20 protein-coding genes and 1 tRNA gene are annotated in these 26158 nt (G+C 40.6%); 15 read left to right on the forward strand and 6 right to left on the reverse strand.

Features of this window, described 5'->3' with window-relative positions; genetic code table 11:
- Positions 1-9: 9 nt before the first annotated feature.
- Positions 10-741, reverse strand: coding sequence for a phosphoadenylyl-sulfate reductase (locus MN869_RS04695; RefSeq protein WP_005206012.1), 732 nt, complete (start codon positions 739-741; stop codon positions 10-12).
- 173 nt (positions 742-914) lie between these two features.
- Here MN869_RS04695 and thrH point away from each other — a divergent pair, with 173 nt between their 5' ends.
- The gene (thrH, locus tag MN869_RS04700; protein WP_004652299.1) at positions 915-1532 is read left to right on the forward strand and encodes a bifunctional phosphoserine phosphatase/homoserine phosphotransferase ThrH; all 618 of its coding nucleotides are present in this window, start codon (positions 915-917) and stop codon (positions 1530-1532) included.
- Positions 1533-1621: 89 nt separating this feature from the next.
- Here thrH and MN869_RS04705 read toward each other — a convergent pair whose 3' ends face one another.
- Positions 1622-2851 carry an outer membrane protein transport protein gene (locus tag MN869_RS04705; RefSeq protein ID WP_241304738.1) on the reverse strand — a complete coding sequence of 410 codons (1230 nt, stop codon included), beginning with the start codon at positions 2849-2851 and terminating at the stop codon, positions 1622-1624.
- 254 nt (positions 2852-3105) lie between these two features.
- Positions 3106-4623, reverse strand: a complete 1518-nt coding sequence (locus MN869_RS04710; RefSeq protein ID WP_005206009.1) for an outer membrane protein transport protein — start codon at positions 4621-4623, stop codon at positions 3106-3108.
- A 488-nt stretch (positions 4624-5111) separates the two neighbouring features.
- Between MN869_RS04710 and kdpA the strand changes: the two genes are divergently transcribed.
- The 8 genes from kdpA (at position 5112) to MN869_RS04750 (ending at position 14747) form a co-directional block, all read left to right on the forward strand.
- Entirely contained in the window at positions 5112-6818 is a 1707-nt protein-coding gene (gene kdpA, locus MN869_RS04715) for a potassium-transporting ATPase subunit KdpA (RefSeq protein ID WP_241304739.1), read from the forward strand.
- A gap of 16 nt (positions 6819-6834) precedes the next feature.
- Entirely contained in the window at positions 6835-8847 is a 2013-nt protein-coding gene (kdpB, locus tag MN869_RS04720) for a potassium-transporting ATPase subunit KdpB (protein ID WP_241304740.1), read from the forward strand.
- A 9-nt stretch (positions 8848-8856) separates the two neighbouring features.
- Positions 8857-9492 (forward strand): potassium-transporting ATPase subunit KdpC, encoded by a 636-nt coding sequence (gene kdpC / locus MN869_RS04725; RefSeq protein WP_241304741.1) that lies wholly within the window; start codon positions 8857-8859, stop codon positions 9490-9492.
- A gap of 12 nt (positions 9493-9504) precedes the next feature.
- Entirely contained in the window at positions 9505-12159 is a 2655-nt protein-coding gene (locus MN869_RS04730; protein WP_241304742.1) for a sensor histidine kinase KdpD, read from the forward strand.
- An 11-nt stretch (positions 12160-12170) separates the two neighbouring features.
- Positions 12171-12869, forward strand: coding sequence for a response regulator transcription factor (locus tag MN869_RS04735; RefSeq protein ID WP_241287142.1), 699 nt, complete (start codon positions 12171-12173; stop codon positions 12867-12869).
- Positions 12870-13015: 146 nt separating this feature from the next.
- Positions 13016-13687: a CsgG/HfaB family protein gene (locus MN869_RS04740; RefSeq protein ID WP_241304743.1), complete on the forward strand. Its 672-nt coding sequence runs from the start codon at positions 13016-13018 to the stop codon at positions 13685-13687.
- A gap of 17 nt (positions 13688-13704) precedes the next feature.
- Positions 13705-14073, forward strand: a complete 369-nt coding sequence (locus MN869_RS04745; protein WP_241304744.1) for a DUF4810 domain-containing protein — start codon at positions 13705-13707, stop codon at positions 14071-14073.
- The gene (locus tag MN869_RS04750; protein ID WP_241304745.1) at positions 14070-14747 is read left to right on the forward strand and encodes a GNA1162 family protein; all 678 of its coding nucleotides are present in this window, start codon (positions 14070-14072) and stop codon (positions 14745-14747) included. The genes MN869_RS04745 and MN869_RS04750 overlap by 4 nt, the downstream gene beginning before the upstream one ends.
- A 59-nt stretch (positions 14748-14806) precedes the next feature.
- On the opposite strand, the gene MN869_RS04755 is transcribed toward MN869_RS04750, so the two are convergent.
- Positions 14807-16267 carry a coniferyl aldehyde dehydrogenase gene (locus tag MN869_RS04755; RefSeq protein WP_241304746.1) on the reverse strand — a complete coding sequence of 487 codons (1461 nt, stop codon included), beginning with the start codon at positions 16265-16267 and terminating at the stop codon, positions 14807-14809.
- 131 nt (positions 16268-16398) lie between these two features.
- Between MN869_RS04755 and MN869_RS04760 the strand changes: the two genes are divergently transcribed.
- The 5 genes from MN869_RS04760 (at position 16399) to MN869_RS04780 (ending at position 22902) form a co-directional block, all read left to right on the forward strand.
- The gene (locus tag MN869_RS04760; RefSeq protein ID WP_241304747.1) at positions 16399-17478 is read left to right on the forward strand and encodes an AraC family transcriptional regulator; all 1080 of its coding nucleotides are present in this window, start codon (positions 16399-16401) and stop codon (positions 17476-17478) included.
- 481 nt (positions 17479-17959) lie between these two features.
- Complete coding sequence (locus tag MN869_RS04765) at positions 17960-19297, forward strand: CitMHS family transporter (protein ID WP_241304748.1); 1338 nt, start codon at positions 17960-17962, stop codon at positions 19295-19297.
- 142 nt (positions 19298-19439) lie between these two features.
- Positions 19440-20549: a porin gene (locus tag MN869_RS04770; protein WP_005322642.1), complete on the forward strand. Its 1110-nt coding sequence runs from the start codon at positions 19440-19442 to the stop codon at positions 20547-20549.
- 213 nt (positions 20550-20762) lie between these two features.
- The gene (locus MN869_RS04775) at positions 20763-21323 is read left to right on the forward strand and encodes an undecaprenyl-diphosphatase (protein ID WP_005322644.1); all 561 of its coding nucleotides are present in this window, start codon (positions 20763-20765) and stop codon (positions 21321-21323) included.
- A gap of 166 nt (positions 21324-21489) precedes the next feature.
- Positions 21490-22902 (forward strand): glutamine synthetase family protein, encoded by a 1413-nt coding sequence (locus MN869_RS04780; RefSeq protein ID WP_241272093.1) that lies wholly within the window; start codon positions 21490-21492, stop codon positions 22900-22902.
- 45 nt (positions 22903-22947) lie between these two features.
- Here MN869_RS04780 and MN869_RS04785 read toward each other — a convergent pair.
- Positions 22948-23020: transfer RNA gene (locus MN869_RS04785), tRNA-Arg, on the reverse strand.
- Positions 23021-23089: 69 nt separating this feature from the next.
- On the reverse strand, positions 23090-24448 hold the full coding sequence (locus MN869_RS04790; protein WP_005205978.1) for an amino acid permease: 1359 nt from the start codon (positions 24446-24448) through the stop codon (positions 23090-23092).
- A 372-nt stretch (positions 24449-24820) separates the two neighbouring features.
- Between MN869_RS04790 and prpF the strand changes: the two genes are divergently transcribed.
- The gene (gene prpF / locus MN869_RS04795) at positions 24821-26008 is read left to right on the forward strand and encodes a 2-methylaconitate cis-trans isomerase PrpF (protein ID WP_241272091.1); all 1188 of its coding nucleotides are present in this window, start codon (positions 24821-24823) and stop codon (positions 26006-26008) included.
- Positions 26009-26158 lie beyond the last annotated feature (150 nt).

Below are 26158 nucleotides of genomic sequence, written 5' to 3' on the forward strand. Positions count from 1 at the left end.
TGTAATTGATTATTTTTTTAGGTTGCCTGCGTGCAAACCACATTCTTTATGCGTGGCCTCTTCCCACCACCAACGACCTTCGCGTTCATGTTGATTTGGCAGCACCGCACGTGTACATGGTTCGCAACCAATTGAAGTAAAACCGCGTTCGTGCAATGGGTTATATGGAATTTCCATCATGCGGATATAACTCCAGACATCGGCACTGCTCCAATTTGCAAGCGGGTTATATTTGATCAATTGCTTGCCTTCACCCGAAAAACCAGCATCAGCTTGAACCACAGGTACCTCGCTACGGGTTGGACTTTGATCCTTGCGTTGGCCAGTAATCCATCCATCTAATGTTGCCAGTTTCTTGCGTAGAGGTTGTACTTTACGGATTCCACAACATTCCTGATGTCCATCTTCAAAAAAGCTAAACAAGCCTTTTTCAGTCACGAATTGCTGAACTGCAGCAGACTCAGGGAAGCAAATTTCAATATCGATCTTATAGTGCTTACGAACAGTTTCAATGAATTGGTAAGTCTCTGCATGTAAACGTCCCGTATCCAAACTAAAAACACGGAAGGGCTTGCCAAGACGAGAAGCAATATCAATTAAAACAACATCTTCTGCGCCTGAAAATGAAATTGCGATTTCACCTTGCTGGCTTAACGCAAGTGCTAAAATTTCTCGTGGCGATTTATCTGCATATTCAGCAGCGAGCGCATCTACAAGGTCAATAGTCGGAATAACAGTCATGGATGTTCCTGGCGATAGGCTTGGGCACAATTGTAAATCAATCGAAGCAAAGCAGTGTGCTTGTCATTGATTTTAATCTTGCAGAATAAAATGATTTTATTCAACAACAGCGCAAAAATTGAATAATCTTAGTGCTATGATACAGCAATTTTTAACCAACATTGGAAGCATTCATGGAAATCGTATGCCTAGATCTTGAAGGGGTGTTAGTTCCAGAAATCTGGATTAACTTTGCAAAAAAAACAGGGATTAAAGAACTCGAAGCAACTACACGTGACATTCCAGATTACGATGTACTGATGACACAACGTTTGAATATCTTAAAACAACATGGCTTGGGATTGAATGATATTCAAGCTGTGATTGCTGATATGGGACCATTTGAAGGCGCGAAAGAATTTGTTGAATGGGTACGTACTCATTTCCAATTGATTATTTTATCTGATACTTTTTATGAGTTTGCGCATCCACTCATGAAGCAATTGGGATGGCCAACGATTTTCTGTCATAAGCTTGAAACTGATGAAAATGGCATGATTACTGCGTATAAATTACGTCAACCTGATCAAAAGCGTCAGGCGGTAAAAGCATTACATGGTTTGAATTTCCGTGTCATTGCAGCAGGTGATTCTTATAACGATACCACGATGCTGGGTGAAGCTGATCATGGTTTCTTATTTGATGCACCAGCCAATGTGATTGCAGAATTTCCACAGTTCCCACCATTGCATGGTTATGAGGCATTAAAACAGGCGATTCGTTCGGTATCGCAACGTGATATTCCTGAATAATGAATTCTCTCCAGCTTTCTTTTAAGTATGTTGGAGAAAATTAAAAGATAAAAGGCGCCTAAATAGCGCCTTTTATCTTGGGTCGATAGTTAGAATTTATAACCAATCTTTAAACCATAAGCGATGGCATCATTATTTTCAAATTCAGCCACATAACCTGGTGTGTTGAATTGTGAACCTGATTGAGCTTTGGCATCGCCGAGCCAGAAGTATTTCACGCCACCCGCAATAAAGGTTGCAGGCGTAGGACTATATTGAACACCGATACCAACATTCCAATAACCTTCAGTTGGACCCAGTGTGGTCACAGGATTACCTGCACCAGAGTCCCAACCCACAGATACATTTCCTGCCCATTGATCATTCAGTTTACGACCAACACCTGCGGTAATTGAGTATTGATCTTCAGTATATGCAACCAGATCAAAACCGTCTTTTTTACCTGTTGAAGCAACGATTGGAGGTAATGTTGAAGCAGCACCAAATTTATATGGACGAATGGCAAAATCTTTCCAGTTCACCCAGCGTAAATTCGCAAATGCAATCGTGTTTTCCATAATCCCTGTTTGGAAATCAAGGTTAACCGATTGAGGGGTGGTGATTTCAGTTGTGCCTGTTGAATGATTGATTTTATTTAAAATCGCATCAAAACCAGCATTGCCAGTCATTCCTGCAATGCCATGAGTTTCATAAGCATTCATTTCATGCTTGATTTTGGCACGGTAAGTTAAAGAGGTCTTGAGTGCAATTTCAGGAATTTGATAAGCAACCCCTGCTAACCAGCCAACTGCTTCATCACGGCCTGTTTTAAAATCATAACCACTATAGGCACTATAGCTTTGACCACGTAATAACACGGTGCTGTCTAAGGTTTGATAAACTGCACCCGCATAAAGGTTCCAGTTTTGTGTTGGTTGATAACCGAATAACAAGTTTAAGTTTTCAGTATCGACAGTAACTGATGTACCACCTTTAAAAGGTAAAGGGCGGCTTTCGATAAAGTTACTTTTGCCTGTATATTCTGCATTTGCACCATAAGGCTGGTCATAGATCAAACCAATCGAGAATTTATCCGTTGCTTGAATTTTTAGGGCAGCATTTGGCGAGTAATAATGATTCGCCATATTCCCTGTATTGTTTTGAGATGTGTCCTTACCTGATACATTGGGATCAAGAACAGTAAGACCTGCTTCAAAATAGTTATTTGGCTGTAAAAATGCTGCAATTGATTGACCTGAGCGATCCAGTGCTGCGGCAAATGTTGTCGTTGTTGGAACTAAGCTAAGTAGAAGAGCCGTTTGAATAGCATTCAGCTTCATTAATATGTTCTCTCAAATCACTTTGTAACAGAATGGCGCGAAAAGTATCATAATTTTTATGCGCTTAAATATTTTACAAATGTCAATAAATGAACTGATAAAGTCACGAAAAATGCTTGAGCATTCATGTTTTCTATTGATGCATCTAAACGTACAAGAGGGTGTGTGTTTATTGATCTATTAATTTGATTTTGTTGATTAAAACATAATAAAAAAGGTCATCCTAAGATGACCTTCTCTTTTCTAAAAATTGATTAGAATTTATAACCAATTTTTAAGCCATATGCGAGCGCATTGTTGTCTTCAAACTTCGCAACATAATCATTGCTACCTGCTTGAGCACCAGTTTGTGCCTTAGCATCACCTAACCAGAAGTATTTTACACCACCAGCGATGAATGTAGCAGGGGTTGGGCTATATTGAACACCAACACCAACATTCCAGTAGCCTTCTGTTGGGCCTAAAGTTGTTACAGGGTTACCTGCGCCAGAATCCCAACCCACAGAAACGTTACCAGCCCACTGTTCACTCAGTTTACGACCAACACCAGCGTTTACAGACCATTGGTCATCTGAATATTCAACTAGGTTAAAACCATTTGCTTTACCTGGTACTAGACCTGCACCACCTAATACTTTAGATAACTCGCCAAATTTATATGGTTGAATAGAGAAGTCTTTCCAGTTCACCCAACGAACGTTTGCAAATGCAACAGTGTTCGCCATGATACCAGTCTGGAAATCTAAGTTAACAGATTGAGGAGTCGTAATTTTTGTTTTCTTATCAGCATTTAATCCTGCAAGTTTAGTTGGATCAACACCTAAACCTGTAAGTACGTTTGTTAAACCAGGAAAAGCTAATAAAGATAAATCTTCTTTGATGTTCACATCGTGATCGATTTCTGAACGGTAAGTTAAAGAAGCTTTTAACGCAATTTCAGGAATTTGGTATGCAGCGCCTGCTAACCAACCCACACCAGTTGTTTCTTTAATATTTGCATCATAACCATTGTAAACGCTGTAAGCTTCACCACGAAGGCTAACATTACCTTTTACAGTCTGAAGCACTGGACCCGCATAGAAATTCAGGTTTTTATTTGGTTGGAATCCAAAAACCATAGAAAGGTTTTGAGTGTCAACTTCAACTTGTGTGCTATTTGAACCTGTGCTTGAGCCAAGGTAGCCTTTTGCTGCATTTAACGCTGCTTGAGTTTGTTGTAGTTTTTGAAGACCAGCACCTACGGCAGCATTACCACCTAGTGCAACTCGTTGTAATGCACCTAAAATTTCTTGTTGAGTAGGATTTGTTGGGTCTTTTGCAACTTGTTGAAGAGCTGGTCCGAATGAAGAACCAGCAGCTTGAACTAACTGACCAACAGATTTGGTTGATAAATCGTTTAGAGATTTTTGATTTAAAACACCGTCAGTTGGGCTAGAAACGAATACATTGTTACCAGTATATTTTGCATCAGCACCAAATGGTTGATCATAAATAAGACCAAAAGAAATGTTGTCAGTCAGTTGCAGTTTTAATGCTGCGCTAGGGAAATAATAATCATCACCCATATCGCCAATTTTACGAGTGGTCGATGATGTACCAGCTTCCTGACCTTTAACTGTTGGGTCTAGAACCGAAAGACCAGCTTCAAAATAGTTACCCGGCTGTAAAAATGCAGACATAGATTGACCTGAACGGTCTAACGCTGCTGCAAAAACTCCAGTTGCAGGTAGCGTTGCTAAGATCATGGCAGTGCTAAGATGTTTTAATTTCATTGTAATCTTTCCTTGAACTTCAAGATTCTTAAGTGTTAAGAAGCTATGATCTGACAACAAAAAAGTTATCTATCGTGATTGGCTATAACTTCATGTAACAAAAATACCATAATTAAAATAAGAGTAAATGTTCTAAATGAACTAAGCAGTACGCTGGATTAGATGAAAATGGATAAAAATAAATCTTAAAAAATTTATATACATATGTGTTTTTATTTGTAAAATAATGATAAATATAAATTATTATTTTAAAATAGTAATCGTTATTTTTTGCATTTTTCCCAAAAAAGTTTTTTATTTGGTCAAAGATTTTTTGTAAAAAATGAGATTTATTTCTCCATATTTTCTTTTTAGGTAAAAATTTCAGCGCATTAGAACATCGTTGAATAATTTTACGCAGAATTTACGTCTACTGGTTTTTTCAATATAGAGAATTTACGTCCTTCATTTCCATACTAACGCTAACCTATTTTTAAATGGCATATGCTATGTGGGAATTTATCTCTGTATTTGTCCTTTCATTACTGCTGGCTTATCCGCTCGGTGCTTATCTTGCAGATGTGATGCAAGCAAAGCCAATGAAAAGTGACGCGTTGTTTAAATGGATTGAACAACCCATTTATGCTGTGTTGGGTGTTAAGCGTAGTGGAATGAATTGGCGGCAATATTTAACGGCATTTGTGCTCAGTAATATTTTACTGCTCGCTGCAAGTGTCACTATTTTAATGACTCAAGCATGGTTACCACTCAACCCTGATCATATTCCAAATATGAATTGGGATCTGGCTTTACATACCAGCATTTCATTTCTGACCAATACCAACCAACAACACTATTCAGGACAGGCTCAACTGTCTTATCTATCGCAAATGACAGTCATTGTTGGATTGCAATATTTATCGCCAATTATTGGGCTGGCTTTGTTGGTGGCAATGTTGCGAGCTTTATTTTTGCAATCAGGTCGAGAAGAAGGCTCGGATAAAAAAAATTGGAATACGATTAATTTAGGTAATTACTGGATGGATATCGTCCGACCATTATTTCGATTCTTTATTCCATTAGGTCTTATTTTTTCTTTGCTACTCACTTTTCAAGGCGTGCCTGCAACACTATCTGCCGGTCCAACCGCACAGGTCTTGGATCAAAGCACAGAAGTAAAAAACCAACATATTCCATTGGGTCCTGTTGCGCCGATGGTGGCGATTAAACAATTGGGGAGCAATGGTGGTGGCTGGTATGGTCCAAATAGTAGTGTGCCTTTAGAAAATCCAACGCCGTTATCCAATGTGATCGAGATGATCGCGATTTTACTGATTCCATTGTCTGTGGTGTTTATGGTGGGACGCTTTATCCAACGTAAGAAATTGATGTGGATGATTTTTGGCACCATGTTACTGATGTCATTGGCTTCAACCTCATTAACGTTGTGGGCTGAAAAATCTTCGTTGATTCCAAACACGGCATTGATGGAAGGTAAGGAAGTCCGCTTTGGTACAGAGGCATCGGCGCTGTGGGCAAGTTTGACCACCCAAGTGAATAACGGTTCAGTCAATATGATGCATGATTCTGCCTCACCACTGACGGGATTGGTTGAACTGTGCAATATGCTGATTAATGCCATTTGGGGTGGTATCGGCTGTGGTCTATTACAGTTCTTTATTTACCTGTTCTTGGCTGTATTTATTGCAGGCTTGATGACGGGACGTACCCCTGAATTGTTTGGCCGAAAAGTTGAAGTGACTGAAATTAAGTTATTGGCTTTGGTCATTTTACTGCAACCCGTGGTGATTCTTGGCTTAACAGCCATCGCCATTGCATTTCCATCGATTACAGGGAATTCAAATCCAGCATTTCACGGCATCAGCCAAGTGTTTTATGAGTATGTCTCTGCTTATGCCAACAATGGTTCTGGTTTTGAAGGTTTAGGCGATAACACTCTGTGGTGGAATCTGAGTGCCAGTGTCGCTTTATTGGCAGGCCGTTATAGCGTATTGATCATTCCAGTCTTGATTACAGTCAGTTTGGCAACTAAGCCTCAAGCAGCCGAAAGCAAAGGTTCTTTACATATTGAGTCACCGACCTTTGCACTGACCTTAATCGGAATCGTGTTGATTCTCACCTTATTGCAATTCATGCCAGTGTTGGTGATTGGGCCAATTGCTGATTATTTATCTGTGCTATCTGTGAAAGTTTAAGCGTGGAGCGACAACAATGAAACATTCAAATGCGACACAACAAATGGATATTTTGAATAAAGAAATTATTCAGCAAACTTTTCATAAACTGTTGCCACAGTATGCTTTTAAAAACCCAGTGATGGCCTGTGTCTGGGTGGGAACAATCTTAACGATTATTGCAACCTTGATGGGCAGTACCAGCTTCGGTTTTGGTTTGGTACTGAGCTTGATTCTATTGGTGACGGTCTTATTCGCCAATTATGCAGAAGCGGTTGCAGAAGCCAAAGGCCGCGGACAAGCCGCATCATTGCGTCAAGCGCGTGAAAACTTAACTGCAAATCGTATTCTAGATTTAAATGCAATACCGAATACCATTTCTGCCAATCTACTTAAAAAAGATGATTTGGTGATTGTCAAAGCGGGTGAAATTGTTCCTGCGGATGGTGAGATTATTCAAGGCTTTGCCACGATCAATGAGTCGGCAGTCACAGGTGAGTCTGCGCCTGTATTGCGTGAAGCCAATACCGACCGTTCAGGTGTGATTGGTGGAACTAAGGTGCTATCTGATGAAATTATTATTCGGGTCAGTAATGAAGCGGGTCATAGCTTCTTGGACCGTATGATTGCATTGGTTGAAGGTGCCAACCGCCAAAAAACACCGAATGAAGTTGCACTCAGTATTTTACTTAATATCATGACCATTACTTTTATTGTAGTAGTCGCAACATTACCTTTTATTGGTTCAATGGTGGGGATCAAAATCAGTATGGTTTTGTTGATTGCACTGTTGGTATGTTTGATTCCAACCACGATTGGTGGCTTGCTGCCTGCGATTGGGATCGCTGGGATGAACCGCGCTTTAAAAGCCAACGTCTTAGCCAAATCAGGTAAAGCAGTTGAAGTTGCGGGTGATATTGATGTGTTGCTGTTGGATAAAACTGGCACGATTACCTATGGTGACCGCCAAGCGACTGCTTTTTATCCATTGGCTGGTGTAACGCCAAGTGAATTGCGTCAAGCCGCGATGTTGACTTCTTTTGCTGATCCAACCCCTGAAGGGAAATCGGTGGTGAGTTTGGGTAAAGAAATGGGTGAGAGCATCCGTGAACCTCAAGATGCCGAATTCATCCAGTTTAGTGCATCGACACGATTGTCTGGTGTGGACTTGGTCACAGGGCAAAAGATTCGTAAAGGCGCAGTGGATGCCATTCTTAAATTCACCCATCAAGATATTAAGGATAACGTTGAGCTTAAAACTCGTGTCGAACAAGTGGCATCAAAAGGTGCAACACCACTCGTAGTGGCTTCGAATCACAGCATTTTAGGGGTGATTGAACTTTCGGATGTGATTAAGCAAGGGATTAAAGAACGTTTTGCGCTGTTACGTGAGATGGGTATCAAAACCATTATGGTCACGGGGGATAATCCGCTGACTGCAGCGGCTATCGCGGCTGAGGCTGGGGTGGATGATTATATTGCTGAAGCAAGACCTGAAGATAAATTGGCTTGTATCCGTAAAGAACAAGCTGCGGGTAAATTGGTGGCAATGGTCGGTGACGGAACCAATGATGCGCCAGCTTTGGCTCAAGCAGATATTGGTTTAGCCATGAATTCAGGCACCCAAGCCGCCAAGGAAGCAGGCAACATGGTGGACTTGGACTCCGATCCAACCAAATTGCTGGATGTGGTGGAAATTGGGAAGCAGCAATTGATTACCCGCGGTGCATTAACCACCTTTTCTCTGGCAAATGACGTGTCTAAGTACTTTGTCATCTTACCTGCATTGTTTGCAGTGGCAATTCCACAACTTGGTGTACTCAATATTCTGCAACTCAGCAGTCCAAGCAGTGCAGTAATTTCAGCATTGATCTTTAATGCACTGATTATTCCGATGCTGATTCCATTGGCATTAAGAGGTGTGCAATTCAAGCCCGCCAGTGCATTGCAATTGTTACGCCGTAATATGCTGATTTACGGTGTAGGTGGCGTGATCTTTCCGTTTATTGCGATCAAATTAATTGACCTTGTTGTGTCATTGTGGATTTAGGAGTGAGAGATGAATACTTTATTGAATCATGAGCAATTGAATAAACAGGATCTACCATTATCCAATTCAGTGCATGCAATTTTACGTCCAAGTCTTGGTTTGATTGTGGTCGGATTTGTGATCGCTGGGGTCTTATATTCTACTGCGAGTGTATCGATTGCTCAGTTGATTTTTCCGAAGCAGGCCAATGGCAGCTTAATCGAACTTGATGGCAGAATTGTTGGTTCAAGTTTGGTGGGGCAAAATTTTGTTGGTGAACAATATTTCCATGGCCGCCCTAGTGCGGTAAGTTACAATGTTGATGGGATGGCAGGCAGTAATTTAGCGGTCTCTAATCCTGATTTACAAAAACAAATTAGGGAAAGAACTGTGCAATTTGCCCAGCATAATCATATTTCAGAGCAACACGTACCGAACGATATGGTCACAGCATCAGGCAGTGGGATTGACCCCGATATTTCACCTGAGAGTGCATTGTTACAGGTGAAGCGAGTGGCTGAGCAACGTCATTTAGCAGAGCAACAATTGCGAGATTTGGTGCAACAACAGATTCAGCCTGCACAGCTTGGTTTATATGGGCAAGCACGAGTCAATGTACTGCAGTTGAATCTAGCCTTAGACCAATTGTCATCTACACCTCGTTAGTAGAGTCCACTTATGCAGATCGACCGTAATCACAAAGCAGATGCATGGCTGGCACATAGCCAGCGTGAACAGTCTGGACGTTTGACCATTTTCTTGGGTGCAGCACCGGGGGTTGGTAAAACCTATGCCATGCTGACTCGAGCACATGAATTGATGCAGCAAGGGCAACATGTGGTGGTTGGGGTGGTCGAAACCCACGGTCGATCTGATACCGAGCGCTTGATTCAAGGCCTCAATGTGATTCCAAGAAAGGCAGTGGAGTATCAAGGCCGTATTTTGGAAGAGATGGATCTTGATCAAATCCTCAAATTAAAGCCTGAAATCGTGTTGGTGGATGAACTCGCACATCGTAATGTACCCAATAGCCGACATGAGTTTCGCTGGCAGGATGTCAATGAACTGTTAGATGCAGGTATTGATGTCTATAGCACCTTAAATATTCAACATTTGGAAAGCCTGAATGATGTGGTTTATCAGATCACTGGTATTCGGGTCAGTGAAACGGTTCCAGATGCGTTATTAAAACGCTTGAAAGATATCCGTCTGGTCGACCTTCCTGTTCCTGAGTTATTGGAGCGAATGAATCACGGCAAGATTTATTTAGCCGATGTTGCACCATATGCACTGCAAGGTTTTTTTAAGCCTGCACATTTAACTGCTTTACGTGATCTGGCAATTCAAACCGTTGCAGGGCAAGTTGAAATTGATTATCGAGAAAAGTTTGTTGCGCAAGGGCAGATTATCCCGATTCAAAATCATGTGATGTTGGCGATTGATGGATCAGAATTTTCTGAAGATCTGGTACGGCGGGCACATCGTATTGCAGAAAGACGCAATGCAATCTGGAGTGTGATCTCGATCCAAAAGAGCCAGAAAACCACAACCCAGACATTAGCCGTGACCAAAGCATTTAATTTGGCACGTAAGCTAGGTGCCGATACCTATTTGTTACATAGTAATTATATTGCATCGACCATTTTACAAGCAGCTTATGATTATGGTGCGTCCAATATTTTACTCGGTAAAAGCCCTAAAAAATCACTCTGGCAGCGTCTATTTTCAGACCATATTGCTGACCAACTTTTAGAAAAACAGCATCCATTTGAGATCACTTTTGTTCAACCTTTAAAAGCTAAAAACAATAATAATGAGGCGAAGCCACAGACAGACAGGGTTTATTCTTCTTGGTTAGAACAAGGCTTGGCATTTAACCCACGAGAGATGATCGAAAGTATTTTGATTGTACTACTGGGATTAATTGCGGCAACTGTGAGTGATCATTTTATTGGTTATAGTGAACTGGCTTTAATCTTTGTGGTCACCGTACTTATCGTGGCGATGCGAGCAAGGATGTTCATCACCATTATCAGTGTCGTGATTTGCTTCTTACTGTATAACTATTTCTTTATTGAACCGAGATTTACCCTCAGAATTAGTGCTGAGCGTGGGGTGATGACCATCATCATCTTTATAATTTCAGCATTATTGGTTGGCCGTTTAGCCAATCAATTACGCGCTCAGGTATTGAGCTTACGTGCAGCAAATTCAGTTTCTTTGCAGTTACAAGAGTTGGAGCGGAAATTATCCAGTTGCGTTGATATTGAACAAGTCTTAAATGTCGCTAAGCAGCATTTAGAAAGCTCTTTAAATGCAATTGTTTGGCTTCGGATTGGAACACAAGAGTTAGGTGATCACTCTTTATTCAATGAAAAAGATCAGATTGCAGCAAATTGGACTCAGAAAAATGCCAAACCTTGTGGACGTTTTACCAATACATTAACGCAATCCGAATGGTGGTTTAATCCGCTTAATCTGGTCGGTAGGTTTGGGGTAATTGCGATTCGCTTTCATCAAAATTCAGAAAACATTAATTTTGAACAACAACGCCTTGCCGAATTGATGATTGATGATATTGCTCAAACTGCTTCTCGTGTACAGTTGTCCTTACAGTTGGAAAACTCCCGCGTAGTTGCTGAAACTGAAAAGTTGCGCTCTGCATTATTGTCGTCAGTCTCGCATGACCTACGCTCACCCTTGGCGGCAATGATCGGTTCTGCTGATAGTCTGAAATACTATGGCGAGCAAATGTCCGAGGAGGACCGACACGAATTGTTAGATACCATTCATGTTGAAGGTGAACGGTTGGATCGTTATATTCAAAATCTACTGGATATGACCCGACTTGGCCATCAAGGTTTGAGTCTCAGTCGCGACTGGATTGGGGTGGAAGAACTGATTGGTTCTGCGACACAGCGACTGAAACGCTATCAACCCAAGGTCAATATTGATGTCACAATGACAGATGACTTGCCGCAATTGCATGTGCATCCTGCGTTGATTGAGCAAGCGATATTTAACGTGCTAGAAAATGCAGCCAAGTTTTCACCTGATGATATCCCGATTGAAGTACATATTCAGCAGGATGACGGTTATCTTCAAATTGATATTATCGACCAAGGTGTTGGCATTCCTGAAGAGGAGAGAGAGCAAATCTTTGATATGTTCTATACCATGCAACGTGGAGATCGGGGCAAAACAGGAACGGGCTTAGGCCTCGCCATTGTCAAAGCCATTATCGGTGCACATATGGGCAGTATTGAAGCTTTGGCTGGTACATATGGTCAGGGCACCTTAATTAGAATACGATTACCACTGCATCAGGATTAAAATTAGCATCTATGCCACAAACATTAAATTCTCAAGCATCTATTCTGATTATTGATGATGAGCCACAGATTCGTAAGTTTTTGGATATCGCCTTACGTGCACAGGGTTATCAGGTACATGTGGCTGAAAATGGTATGAAAGGACTAGAGGTTTTGGCGACGCGTGGTGCTGATTTGTTGATTCTGGATCTGGGCCTACCAGATATGGATGGGCAGGCGGTATTGCTTGAGTTGCGACAATGGTCAGATATTCCTGTGATTGTCTTGTCGGCTCGTCCAGATGAAAATCAAAAAATTAAACTGTTAGATGCAGGCGCGAATGACTATGTCACCAAGCCATTTAGCATTCAGGAGCTCTGTGCGCGTATTCGGGTGATGTTCCGCAATAAGCCACAACAGGCAGAACACAATCTGATGTTTAATGATGGACAGCTCTGGGTTGACGTGGCTGAACATGCAGCCAAACTGGCAGGCGAGGACATTACTTTAACCAAAAAAGAATTTCAGTTGCTGACTTTATTGATTCGTCATCAGGGTAAGATTGTCACACAAAAACAAATCATGACCGAGCTATGGGGCATTACTCATGAAGAGGATACCCATTATCTTCGTATCTTGGTGAAAAAGCTTAGAACCAAAATCGGTGATTCTGCTGTGACGCCCAAGTATATTTTTACTATTGCGGGTGTAGGGTTACGTTTTTGCGAATAATCTGGATTAAGTTGAGCTAATTGGTTGGATTATAAAATTATTTATGATGATTTAAAGGTGGAGCTTGAATTGTAAAATGTTAGATAGTTCACAGTTTTTAAGCTATAATTTTCACGTTTTTTAATCTTTATTTTGATCGAGCGACAATGAAAAAATTATTAGCGGTTACAGTATTCAGTGCTTTCGGCTTAATGGCCTGCTCAACAACAGAAACATCCAAATCAATTCAAAGTCCTCAAGTGACAGCAGCAGTACAACAGATTAAATATAACGGGGTAAAAGTACCTGTTTCGATTGGTAAGTTTGATAACCGTTCAAGTTATATGAGAGGTATCTTCTCTGATAATGTTGACCGTCTTGGTGGGCAGGCGAAAACTATTTTAGAAACGCATTTACAGCAAACGGGTTATTTCTCGGTTCTAAATCGTGATAATTTGTCTGAACTTAAACAAGAAGTGGGATTTAGCAACAGCACTCAAAGCATTAAAGGTGCACGTTATGTGATCACTGGTGATGTGTCTGAATTTGGTCGCAAAGAAGTGGGTGATCAGCAATTATTTGGGATTTTAGGGCGCGGTAAACAGCAAATTGCTTATGCCAAAGTGAACTTGAATATTGTGGATGTAAAAACCTCAGAGATTATACATTCAGTACAAGGCGCGGGTGAGTATGCATTGAGTGCGCGTGAAGTACTCGGTTTTGGTTCTACAGCCTCTTATGACTCAACCTTGAATGGTAAGGTGCTTGACTTAGCGGTACGCGAAGCGGTCAACAATTTGGTGACTGATATTCAAAATAATCGTTGGACTGCGCAATAAGGCTGGACCGCTGTAAAATGAAAAAAATTCTGTTCAGCAGTCTGATGACGATCGGCTTGGTTGGCTGCACTGCGGGGCCTCAACCTTTATATAGTTGGGGCTCTTATACACAACAGACCTATCTGATGTATAACCAGCCAGAAAAAGCCACACCCAGTGCACAAATCATTAAGTTAGAAGCGGAAATTGAAAAAGCCAAAGCGAAAAATCTGGCCGTTCCGCCAGGCTTATATGCACATCTAGGATTGTTATCTTTACAAGTGAATAATGCGCAAAAAGCAGTTGAATATTTTCAATTGGAACGACAAGTTTATCCTGAATCTACGGTATTGATGGATCGGTTGTTGCAGAAGATGGGTGCCAATGGGGGAATTGCAAAGCCATGATCAAGGCATTTTTAGTTTCAAACCTTGTGCTTGCAGGCTTACTGGTTACAGGCTGTGCATCATCTCCAGTAGCGAATAAGGATATGACGGCGTATAAACAGCATATGCCAAAATCTATTTTGGTATTACCGCCTGTCAATGATTCCCCAGATGTAAAGGCAACCTATAGTTATTGGCCGACAGTCGTTATGCCTGTTGCTGAAGCAGGCTATTACGTCTTTCCAATTGCTGTGGTCGACACAATGTTTAAAGAGAACGGTGTGACCAATGGTCATGACGCACAAAGCATTTCGACACAGAAATTGCAGGAAATCTTTGGTGCTGATGCGGCTTTGTATATTCGAATTAAAGAATATGGTTCTCAGTATCAAGTCATTCAAAGTGTTGCAACGGTGAGTGTGGAAGCAAAACTGGTCGATTTAAACACCAATGAGACGCTTTGGTCGGGTGAAAAGAAAGCCGTGCAATCCAGCAATAGTGGCAACAATGACTTACTCACTGCACTGGTCGGGGCATTGGTTGAACAAATTGCGGGGAGCTTAAATGATCGTGCTTATCCCTTGGCAACGATTGTTAATACTCAACTCTTTACCCCGACACAGCATAACCCTGGTTTGGGCTTACTCTATGGACCTCGTTCACCGAAATACCAACAAGATGGCGTAGTGAAGTAATTCATGTTTCATCTGAAGAATAAAAAAGCCTCTTGATGAGGCTTTTTTATTCTCGAATCTTATTTAATATTTGGATCACCTTGTTTCAAGAAGAAACGTAAGGCGAGTTTCTGTACCCAAGTCCCATAAGGTGGATAGAACAACTGTGTTGGGAAGAAGCGATGACGCGCAAAAACAGTTTTTGCATGGGAAAGCTCACGGAAACCTTCTTCGCCATGATATGTGCCCATGCCCGAGTTACCAATACCACCAAATGGTGCATCGTGATTGACCACATGCCAGCCCCAATCATTCAAGGTTACACCGCCTGAATGAGTCTGCTTTAAGACATAATCACGTTCATTGGCATCATGGGTGAAGAGATATAAGGCCAATGGTCGTTCACCCGCTTGAATATAATCAATTGCCTCATCCACGGTATCGTAAGCAACCACAGGTAAAACTGGGCCAAATAGTTCTTCTTTAAGAATCCGCATCTCTGGAGTGCAATTCAGGACGATATGTACAGGCATACGACGTGCATCTTTGTCACGATCATATTCGCCACAGGCAATGATTTGAGCGCCTTTGGCTTTGGCATCATCTAAGATATCAAGCAAACGTTTTAGATGGCGATCATTCACAATCGAGGTGTAGTTGGAGTTTTGGCTAATATTTTTGCCATACATCGCAGTGAAATTCGCTTGGCATTCTGCAACGAATTGATCCACTTTTTCTTTTGGCACCAGTGCATAGTCGGGCGCAACGCAGATCTGACCACAGTTGGTGGCTTTACCATGTAAAACACGTTTTGCTGCATCAGCAAGCGGATAGTTGCGGCTGACTAATGCTGGGGATTTACCACCAAGTTCTAAGGTGACTGGGGTTAAATTATCTGCTGCCGCACGCATCACCACCCGACCAATCGCAGGCGAGCCAGTAAATACAATATGGTTGAAGGGCAGCGAGGTAAATTGTGCTGGATCAAGGATCTCTTCACCAAAAACAGCTACTTCATCTTCACTGAAAATTTCAGCCAGCATCCTTTTTACTACGGCATTGGTTGATGGAGTCACTTCAGGTAACTTGATCATCACCCGATTGCCCGCTGCAATTGCGGCAATTAAAGGACCTAAGGCTAAGTAAACAGGGAAGTTCCAAGGAACAATGACACCGACTACACCTTTAGGCTGGTATTGCACACGTAGGCGATTGGATAAAAATAGCAGCTCAGTGCTACGTTTACTTGGTCGCATCCAACGGCGGACATGACGAATGGCATGTTCTGCTTCAAGTACTGAACCGAGTAAATCAAGCAGTTTTGATTCATCTACCGAGCGTGAACTAAAGTCGGTATTAATTGCAGTCGCAATCACATCTTGATAACGGATAATTTGTTTTTTTATTTGCAATAATTTGGTACGACGAGCATCGAGATCTGGGTAGGGCTGAGCATCAAAAGCAGCACGTTGCTGATTAAAAACCGAATACATATGCTCGGTTGCAGGATCACTGAAGGCTTGTGAAGTTGAAAGTGTCATTGTTGCTCCTTTCATGCTTATTAGTAGAATAGACTTTATGATTGATGAGATTTGTAGTCGATGTTAAATTGAGACAACAAAAGGTAATTTAGTGCCATTATGCATCATCACTCAAGGGATGAGGTGAAAAAATGCGTAAACAGGAGTTGAGCTCAACATTGGTCGAAGCACGTTATGATCAAAATCAATTGGCTCAAGGTACGCCGATTTTAGGTCTAACCAGTCTGCTAGAAGCCATGCAACAGCAAGGTTATCGTTTGGATGAGGTTTTAGCAGGCACAGGCATTTCTCAAGATGCGCTGAATAGTGCAGCCTCTCATATTTCCCCCTATCAAAAATTACAACTGTTTCAAACCATTCAGCGTTTATCTAAAGATCCGCTGATTGGCATGCGGGCTGGGCAAAAACAGCGGCTATCGGATTTTGGCGTTTATGGTTATGCGCTGTCTTCCTCTCGTAATTTCCAACAAGCCGTAGAGTTTGGTATTCGCCATATCAAACTCGCGGCACCCGTCCTTAAGAAAAGCTTTTCAATTCAAAAGCAAGTTGCCATTTTTGAAGGCCATGAAATTATTGCGCTGGGTCAATTATTGCCTTTGGTGTGTGAATTTTGGTTTAGTTCGATGCAAACCTTGATTGAATGTGTTTTGGAAGCACCCTTTCAAGCGAAAAAATTATTACTGCCTTATCCCGCCCCAGCGTATGCGGCAGAGTATGAAAAAGTCTTTCGCTGTCCAGTCGAGTTTGATGCTGATGTGATGCAATGGCATTTTGATCTTGATTGGCTTGATAAACCGTGTCCGAATGCCAATCCGATTACTGCAGATATGTGCCAATCTTTTTGTGAGCGCATGTTAGCTACAGATGACAATGAACAAGAACCTGAATTAGTTCGTAGCATTCGACTCATTTTATTAGATGCAGTGGGAAGCTTTCCAACGGCACAACAGATGGCGGACCAATTGCATTTATCCAAGCGGACTTTGTATCGCCGTTTAGCCGATGTGGATATCAGTTATCAAGAGATTTTAGACAGTACCAGAAGGCGGCTTGCGGATGAGTATTTGGCAACTAGCCTGAGCATTGATGAAATTGCTGAGCGTTTAGGGTTTTCTGATACCTCAAATTTTAGAAAAGCCTATCGTAATTGGGTGGGGATTTCACCAAATGAGTATAGAGTGCATAAGAATGCGGAAATTGAGTTTAAATAATTATGTTTATTCTCAAAATATGAATTTTTTAATTTATTTTTAATATCTCTCATTAATAATACTTGTTATTATTCTGGAATAAGTTTGAACGGGTATTTAGTCCGCTTTTATTTTAATTTAAATAGTAGAATTATAAATAAATGAGATTTGTTTTAATTATCATTTAATGAAATGTATTATTTTTTAATCAAAAAATGCACCATAATAATGCATTAATATTTTAGCTAAATGGTACTTTGTTTATTTACTATTCAGGTGTTTTGATCGGGTGGTCTAATTTTTTTTGGAAAAATATATTAATAATTAAAGTTTTATAATAAAAGTATATTTGTATACTTTTAAGGTATTTTTCATGTGAATGGATGCGTTCACTATATAATTAAATTAAATGAATTAGCTAAAGTTAAATCGCATAGAATCTGTGCTGGATTAGGGTAGGTCTACCCATTAAAAAAACTTATTATGCTAAGGATTGCATTCAATGCTGACTTTTTTAGGTATCAGCATGATCATGTGCTTTATGTATTTGATCATGTCAAAACGTCTCAGTGCATTAGTTGCATTAATTTTAATCCCATTCATATTCGCTATTATCGCTTGGGGCTTAGGTTTTTATTTTGACAGCTTAAGTCATATTCAATTGGCCGAACTTGGCAATACCATGTTAGAGGGTATTAAAAAGCTCGCACCAACAGGCGTCATGCTTCTTTTCGCTATTTTATATTTTGCCTTAATGATTGATTCGGGGTTATTTGACCCTTCGGTAAGATGGATTTTAAAGAAAGTAAAAGGTGATCCATTAAAAATCACTTTGGGTACCGTTTTTCTCACCTTATTGGTCTCTTTGGATGGTGATGGTTCAACCACATATATGATTTGTGTGGCAGCAATGATGCCGCTTTATAAACGAGTCGGTATGAATCCACTGATCATGACCTGCTTGATGTTGCTTTGTAGTGGTGTGATGAATTTGACGCCATGGGGTGGACCAACAGCCCGTGCTGCAAGTGCATTACAAGTTGATGCCAGTGAAGTGTTCATTCCAATGATCCCATCAATGATTGTGGCGGCTGCTTGGTTATTCTTCTTGGCTTATATGTATGGCATGTATGAACGCAAACGTTTAGGCGTGATTGAACTGGTCGATATTAGCCATGCAGATGATATTTCGATTTCAAAAGATCCAGAAGCACAACGTCCACATTTACGTTGGTTTAACGGTATTTTGACCTTAGTCTTGATGGCGTCTTTGGTAAAAGGGATTTTACCGATGTCGATCTTATTTATGCTGGGTTTCTGTATTGCATTGGTGGTGAACTATCCGTGTGTCAACATGCAGAAAAAGCGTATTGCCATGCATGCAGACAGTGTCTTAGCAGTAGTGGGGGTAATCTTTGCTGCGGGTGTTTTTACAGGGATTTTATCGGGCACAGGTATGGTCGAGGCCATGTCTAAAGGTTTCGTTGCGGTGATTCCACCGAGCCTAGGACCTTATCTAGCGCCAATTACGGGTGTCTTGAGTATGCCTTTAACCTTCTTTATGTCTAATGATGCCTTTTATTTTGGTGTTCTACCGATTTTGGCAGAAGCAGCGTCGCACTATGGCATTGCACCAGTTGAAATCGCACGTGCATCGATTATTGGACAACCGATCCATTTATTATCACCATTGGTTCCTTCAACCTACTTACTCTGTGGTTTGGCTGCGGTAGAAATGGGTGATCATCAGAGATTCACTTTGAAATGGGCATTTATTACTTGCTGCGTGTTAATGGGCAGTGCCTTAATATTTGGTGTATTTCCATTTTATAATATGTAAATCAAATTGTTATAATGCTTTTATATTCATGAGAATATAAAAGCATACTTATTTACGCATTCCCACTTAATTCTAAATTTTGCTTGAAACACAGCGAAATAGAGATTTTTTACACTTTTTTTAGATGGTTAGGAACATAACAATGAAGATGAAAATTGCACTCGCGACAATGATGAGTATTGCGACCTGTTCTGCATTTGCAGCACCAAAATTTTATGGAGAGATTGATGCCAGTATTGATTATCTACCAGAAAAAAATGCAAATTCGGCAGATCATGATGTTTGGAAAGTAAATAGTAATAGTTCATTTGTTGGAATTAAAGGTGAAGAAAAATTAACCGAAAATTTGAGTGCGGTTTATTTAGCAGAATGGGCATTTTATGCGGATGGCGACAAAACTGATTGGTCGCAACGTAATCGTTTTGTCGGATTAAAAGATGATCGTTTTGGTACAGTCAAAATTGGTAAACATAATACACCGTTAAAAGATTTATCCAGTCCTGTAGATAGTTTTAATAACTATATCAGTAATAAAGCGGATATCACCGGCATTATGACAGGTGAGAATCGTGTCAATAATGTGGTGGTCTATGATTCACCTGAAATTGCCTTGAATGGTGGTAACTTAGAAGCCAGTGTTTTACTTGCAACAGGTGAGAGTAGAGGCATTGAAGATGATAAACGTGGTGGTGTGAATGCTGCGGGTCGTGGTCTAGGTGATGCATGGTCGGCATCGCTGAGCTATAGTCATCCTGTATTTTTGGTTGGTGTTGGCTATGACAAAGCCATTCCAAGTGATTTCTTGGGGCATGGTTTATTAAATGCAGCTGAGACTGAAACGCAAGTGGATGAAGTGTTCGCTGCTGCGAATACCGTGCGTGTGATTGGTCGTTTAACACCAATTGAAGGCCTAGCACTGAAAACGCTATACCAAACCTCGAAGGTCGCTGATAAAAAGGGGAATGATGACGCTGCAATCAACATTGATGATTCACAAGGCTGGCTCATCGGTGCGGAATACAAGTTACCAAATCAGTCAAAATGGACAGTGAAAGCACAATATAGCCAAAACAGTACCAGCTTTAAAAGCAATGAGGCGGATTTCGATGCCAAGCAATTATTGCTTGGTACAGACTATTCATTTAACAAACAAGTGAAAGTCTATGGCTATGCTGGATACTCAACATTCGAGCAAGCACGTGCTAAAGACAAGCAACCGATTGCGGGGACTGGTCTAGAATTTAAGTTCTAAATTTCAGTGAATTAACATCAATAAATAGGATAAATTTGTCCTATTTATTGGTGATTTTATTTGAAGTGTTTTTCTCGTTGATAAAGCAAAGCTTGACTTAATTCCTTTTAGAATATGTGAATAATAAAATATAAAAATTATTAATAATTTCTTCATTATTCTCCTGTATATTGAGCGCATTGATCTTCATGGATAGTGTGGATAGAAAAGGAAATGATTTTTAAAGATTTAAATATCTCTTTGTTTAATAGTATAAATTCTTTTGCAAAGGAGCATGCCGCGCTAGACAAGGCCGCAATTTTTTTGGCGGAGGATTTAAATACGGTACTGATCAGTTTTCTGGTATTTTTATTGGTCATCCAATGGAAAACATATCATCTTTTATTTGCCAAAACTTTAGTGATTGTGCTGTTTTCTTTACTTTTAAGCGACATTATTGAATTCTTTTATCATCATCCTCGCCCATTTCAAATTGACTTAGGTCATAAGTTAATTGGCCATGGTTCAACTTCATCTTTCCCAAGTCAGCATACGATAACGGTTGTGATTATTGGCTTTTCTTATTGGATGGCGGGCTTTAAAAAGATTGGTTTGATCGGATTATTGTGTAGTGTAGTTGTCGGTCTATCGAGAGTTTTTGTCGGTGTTCATTTTCCCTTTGATGTGATTGGTTCTTTTGTGATTGGTTTTATGCTGGTGGTATCAGTCAATTATGCACTGAAAGAATTGGCAATTAGAATTAGACGTATAAAGCCAGTTCAATTGATGGATTGATATCTGGCCTAAATTAATTTATAAAAAACGGAGCATTGCTCCGTTTTTTATTGTCCGAGTTATAAGAAATTTATTCGATTACCCCAAGAGTTTACGCACTGTTTACGTTACTTCTAACCAAGCTTTAACTAAGCTAAATCTATCTATATAACTTGAGCTTTCAGCTATGAGTGCTGTACTTGTTGAGATCAATCATCCATCTGCGCTTAAAAAGTATATTCAAACGGCAATCTGCAACAATGAGATTGATGGCCTTACGCTAAAAAAACGATTTATAGAAGAAGTTGAAACTTATTTAAAACATTATCCACAGACACAACACGTCGATATTTATTTATGTGACTTAAATGGACATTTACGCGGTAAACGTATAGATGTTAGTTGCCTCAAAAATCTGAGTAAAGGTTGTTATTTCCCATTGTCGATTTATGCCATGAGTCTGGATGGCAAAGTGATTGAGGAGACAGGACTCGGTAAGTATATTGGAGAGCCTGATCATTTATGTGAACCTGTTTTAGGCACATTGAAACCACATGCGCTTGAGCCCGAAACAACAGCTCAGCTATTGCTCAGTATGAAGGATGATCATCAGCAAGATTGCGTATTTGAACCTCGCAATATGTTGAAAAAAATCCTCTCTCAACTTCATGATAAAAGTTACTTTCCCTGTATCGCTGCCGAAGTCGAGTTCTATCTACAGCCTTTAAGTGAGGCTGATGAGGTTGAAGAATCGGTAAGCCAATGCTTTGATATTAATACCTCCGATCATTACCAAAATATTCTGAATGAGATCGAAGCAGTCGCAAAACGACAGCGTATTCAAATTATAGGAATCGTTTCTGAATCCTCTTCAGGTCAGTATGAGATTAATCTGCAACATACAACGGATCTATTGAGCTTATGTGATCAGATTATGTTGCTGAAAAGAAGCATCAAGCAGATTGCGAATAAGCATGGACTGCGTGCAAACTTCCTTGCCAAGCCTGATATGCATAAGGCGGGGAGTGGTATGCACTTCCATATGAGTCTTTTAGATCAACATCAGCAGAATCTTTTTAGTTCGGCACAAGAGAATATCTCTGATAATTTATTAAAAGCCGTGAGTGGATTACTGTTATTGATGCCTGATTCGATGGCGATTTTAGCGCCCAATCTGAACTCTTTTAGACGCTTTAAATTTGGCAATCATGTGCCACTTGAAGCCAATTGGGGGCTGAATAATCGGAATGTGGCGATTCGAATTCCATGTTCAGATCAAGAAAATCAGAGACTGGAATACCGCGTGGCAGGAGCTGATTGTAATCCTTATTTGGCTGTCGCTATAATTTTGATAGGTACATTGCATGGTCTAACACAGGGATTAGATATTCCAAAGCAAGCGCATCAGTTAAAACTGAAAAGTGAGCATGTATTCTTGCCGACTGAGCAAATGCAAGCATTGCAATTATTCCAAGCCAATTCGGTTTTAATCGAATACTTAGGAAAGGACTTTGCCACGCTTTGGTGTACGCTAAAGCAGGCTGAATATCAAAGTGTCTATAGCCAGATTACAGCGATCGAAAAGAGTTGGGATATTTAGCCGCTCGATGTGCTGTTGCAATATAACAAAAATGCTAATGGGTTATGCGCTCAGCGGGACTCGAACCCACGTCGGTCGCTTAGGAGGCAACTGCTCTATCCAGTTAAGCTATAAGCGCATAATTTTATGATTATAAACAAAAAAGTGATTGCAGAAGCAATCACTTTTTAATGAAACCGATCAGCTGTTAACTTTCAGTTTTACGATTTAAAAACTTATAGAAAATAAACATTAATACGATCCAGATCGGAATCATCAGTACAGATTCTTTGAAGCCTTGTTGCCACATGATGTAAAGCACCACAGCAATAAAACCTAATACCAAATAGTTACTAAATGGAGACCACAAAGCAGGATAAGAGGTTTTAATTTGAGCTTTTTTGATATGACTTCTATATTTCAAATGGGTCAAACTGATCATTGCCCAGTTTAAAACTAAAGCACCAACAACCACATACATCAAATGTCCAAGCGCATCTTCAGGCACAAAGTAGTTGAGTAATACGCAACCAAAGATTAGGAACGCTGAAAGGAGAACTGCTGGAACAGGGACGCCTTGCTTATTGGTTTTGGTAAATACTTTTGGTGCATTACCTTGTTGAGCCAAACCAAACACCATACGGCTATTGGCATACATACCACTGTTATATACGGATAATGCTGCGGTCAGGATAATAAAGTTAAGTAAATGCGCTGCCCAACCAATCCCCATTTGACTGAAAATCATCACGAATGGACTTTTATCTAAGCCACCTAAGTCCAATTGGTTCCAAGGCACAAGTGATAAGAGAATAGCAAGCGAACCCACATAGAACACTAAAATACGAATCACCACTTGGTTAATCGCTTTAGGAATGGTGGTCTTTGGATCTTTGGCTTCTGCTGCGGCCATACCAATCAGTTCAATGCCCCCGAAGGCAAACATCAAGAAAGCCAGCATATAGAACAAGCCATCGAAGCCATGCGGGAAAAAGCCGCCATGTGACCATAGATTGCTAAATGAGGCTGTTGAGTTTGCATCCGCAGTAAAGAGTAAGAACAAACCAAACAAGATCATGGCAACGACAGCAGTCACCTTGATGATGGCTAACCAGAACTCTGATTCACCATAGAATTTAACATTGGTTAGGTTCACTGCCGTAATCACGACAAAGAAGAACAATACAGACTGCCAAGCGGGGATTTGTGGCCACCAGTAATTAATGTATTTACCTACTGCCGTTAGCTCAGTCATTGCGACAAGGATATACAGTACCCAATAATTCCAGCCAGTGATAAAACCTGGAAATTTACCCCAATACTTATAAGCAAAATGGCTAAATGAACCTGCAACAGGTTCTTCAACAATCATTTCACCTAAATGACGCATGATTAGAAAAACAATCAAGCCGCCAATCGCATACCCCAAAATAATAGATGGCCCAGCAGACTGGATAATTTGCGCAGAACCTAAAAATAAGCCCGTACCAATCGCTCCACCCATCGCAATGAGTTGGATATGGCGGTTTTTTAGTCCACGCTGAAGTTGAGAAGAATCGTTGTTCAAAGGACTGAGCTCGACGAGGAATTAACTGGATTATTCTAATAGATTCAAAGATTTTCGCCTAGTAAAAGTACAGCGATGCTATGACTGGAAAGTTGTTTTTAAAAGTTATTTAAAATCTTATATTTATATGAATATTAAAATGAAATATGCTGCAATTTTATACAGTTGGAGAATCCCCTTGTTTTTCCCGACGGATGGAATGGTATTTTTGCCATTGTGAAAGTCTTGAAATCTACTCACTATAATGCACAGATTTTACACATTATGACCAATCCCAAAACCATTGGTCGTATGGTATTTTTAATAGCAGTGCAGTACCTTTAGATTCAAAATTGATCTGCACCAAGAATATGATAAAAGGAAGACATTGACATGAGCTCAGTACCGCAAATAAAAGTCCCAGCAACCTATATGCGTGGGGGGACAAGTAAAGGTGTGTTTTTCAAACTGGATGATTTACCTGAAGCGGCACAAATAGCGGGCAAGGCACGTGATCAACTTCTTCTCCGTGTGATTGGTAGTCCAGACCCTTATGGCAAACAGATTGATGGCATGGGTGGGGCGACCTCAAGCACCAGTAAAACGGTAATTTTGGCAAAAAGTTCTGAGTCAGAACACGACGTTGATTATCTATTTGGTCAAGTATCAATTGATCAGCCGTTTGTCGACTGGAGTGGTAACTGTGGCAACCTAACCGCAGCAGTGGGTTCCTTTGCCATTTCAAATGGTTTGGTCGATGCAGCGCGTATTCCTGAAAATGGGATTTGTACGGTACGGATCTGGCAGAATAATATTCAAAAAACCATTATTGCACATGTTCCTGTGACCAATGGTCAAGTTCAGGAAACAGGTGATTTTGAACTGGACGGTGTGACTTTCCCCGCAGCTGAAGTTCAGATTGAATTTTTAGACCCGGCGGATGATGGCGAAGAAGGCGGCGATATGTTCCCGACAGGAAACGTTGTGGATCAACTGGTTGTTCCTGAAATTGGCACATTCCAAGCCACATTTATCAATGCAGGTATTCCGACCATTTTCCTCAATGCAGAAGATATTGGTTATCAAGGTACAGAATTACAAGATCAGATTAATGGTGATGCTGCAGCTTTAGCACGTTTTGAGAAAATTCGTGCTTATGGCGCAGTACATATGGGTTTGATTAAAGATATTTCAGAAGCAGCTGCGCGTCAGCATACGCCTAAAATTGCTTTTGTATCACAACCAAAGAGCTATACCTCATCAAGTGGTAAACCTGTCGAGACCAGTGATGTGGACTTATTGGTACGTGCTTTGTCGATGGGCAAATTACATCATGCCATGATGGGAACGGCAGCAGTTGCGATTGGTACGGCAGCCGCTATCCCAGGAACCTTAGTGAATTTGGCTGCTGGTGGCGGTGAGCGTGAAGCCGTTCGTTTCGGTCATCCATCTGGGACTTTACGTGTGGGTGCTCAAGCTGAATTGATTGATGGTAAGTGGTCTGTTAAAAAAGCCATTATGAGTCGCAGTGCGCGTGTGTTGATGGAAGGCTGGGTTCGTGTACCAGGGGATACCTTCTAGTTTATTTTCTTTTTGAGTTTTATAGGTAAGGCCTTCATTTGAAGGCCTTATTATTTTAGGTCTATTAAAAATACAAACACAATTTCATGAGATAAATAATGTTATGATGTGGCAATTCTGACAAGTCTTGTCATTTTACTCTTCCATTCA

Source organism: Acinetobacter sp. NIPH1876 (assembly GCF_022808535.1).
GTDB classification, from domain to species: Bacteria; Pseudomonadota; Gammaproteobacteria; order Pseudomonadales; family Moraxellaceae; genus Acinetobacter; species Acinetobacter higginsii.

Coding starts and splice junctions, on each gene's coding strand:
- MN869_RS04775 (WP_005322644.1), top strand. CDS start 20,763: ATGATTTTTAAAGATTTAAATATCTCTTTGTTTAATAGTATAAATTCT.
- MN869_RS04740 (WP_241304743.1), top strand. CDS start 13,016: ATGAAAAAATTATTAGCGGTTACAGTATTCAGTGCTTTCGGCTTAATG.
- MN869_RS04705 (WP_241304738.1), bottom strand. CDS start 2,851: ATGAAGCTGAATGCTATTCAAACGGCTCTTCTACTTAGCTTAGTTCCA.
- MN869_RS04780 (WP_241272093.1), top strand. CDS start 21,490: ATGAGTGCTGTACTTGTTGAGATCAATCATCCATCTGCGCTTAAAAAG.
- MN869_RS04760 (WP_241304747.1), top strand. CDS start 16,399: ATGCGTAAACAGGAGTTGAGCTCAACATTGGTCGAAGCACGTTATGAT.
- MN869_RS04770 (WP_005322642.1), top strand. CDS start 19,440: ATGAAGATGAAAATTGCACTCGCGACAATGATGAGTATTGCGACCTGT.
- MN869_RS04745 (WP_241304744.1), top strand. CDS start 13,705: ATGAAAAAAATTCTGTTCAGCAGTCTGATGACGATCGGCTTGGTTGGC.
- MN869_RS04765 (WP_241304748.1), top strand. CDS start 17,960: ATGCTGACTTTTTTAGGTATCAGCATGATCATGTGCTTTATGTATTTG.
- thrH (WP_004652299.1), top strand. CDS start 915: ATGGAAATCGTATGCCTAGATCTTGAAGGGGTGTTAGTTCCAGAAATC.
- kdpC (WP_241304741.1), top strand. CDS start 8,857: ATGAATACTTTATTGAATCATGAGCAATTGAATAAACAGGATCTACCA.
- kdpB (WP_241304740.1), top strand. CDS start 6,835: ATGAAACATTCAAATGCGACACAACAAATGGATATTTTGAATAAAGAA.
- MN869_RS04755 (WP_241304746.1), bottom strand. CDS start 16,267: ATGACACTTTCAACTTCACAAGCCTTCAGTGATCCTGCAACCGAGCAT.
- kdpA (WP_241304739.1), top strand. CDS start 5,112: ATGTGGGAATTTATCTCTGTATTTGTCCTTTCATTACTGCTGGCTTAT.
- MN869_RS04730 (WP_241304742.1), top strand. CDS start 9,505: ATGCAGATCGACCGTAATCACAAAGCAGATGCATGGCTGGCACATAGC.
- MN869_RS04750 (WP_241304745.1), top strand. CDS start 14,070: ATGATCAAGGCATTTTTAGTTTCAAACCTTGTGCTTGCAGGCTTACTG.
- prpF (WP_241272091.1), top strand. CDS start 24,821: ATGAGCTCAGTACCGCAAATAAAAGTCCCAGCAACCTATATGCGTGGG.
- MN869_RS04710 (WP_005206009.1), bottom strand. CDS start 4,623: ATGAAATTAAAACATCTTAGCACTGCCATGATCTTAGCAACGCTACCT.
- MN869_RS04695 (WP_005206012.1), bottom strand. CDS start 741: ATGACTGTTATTCCGACTATTGACCTTGTAGATGCGCTCGCTGCTGAA.
- MN869_RS04735 (WP_241287142.1), top strand. CDS start 12,171: ATGCCACAAACATTAAATTCTCAAGCATCTATTCTGATTATTGATGAT.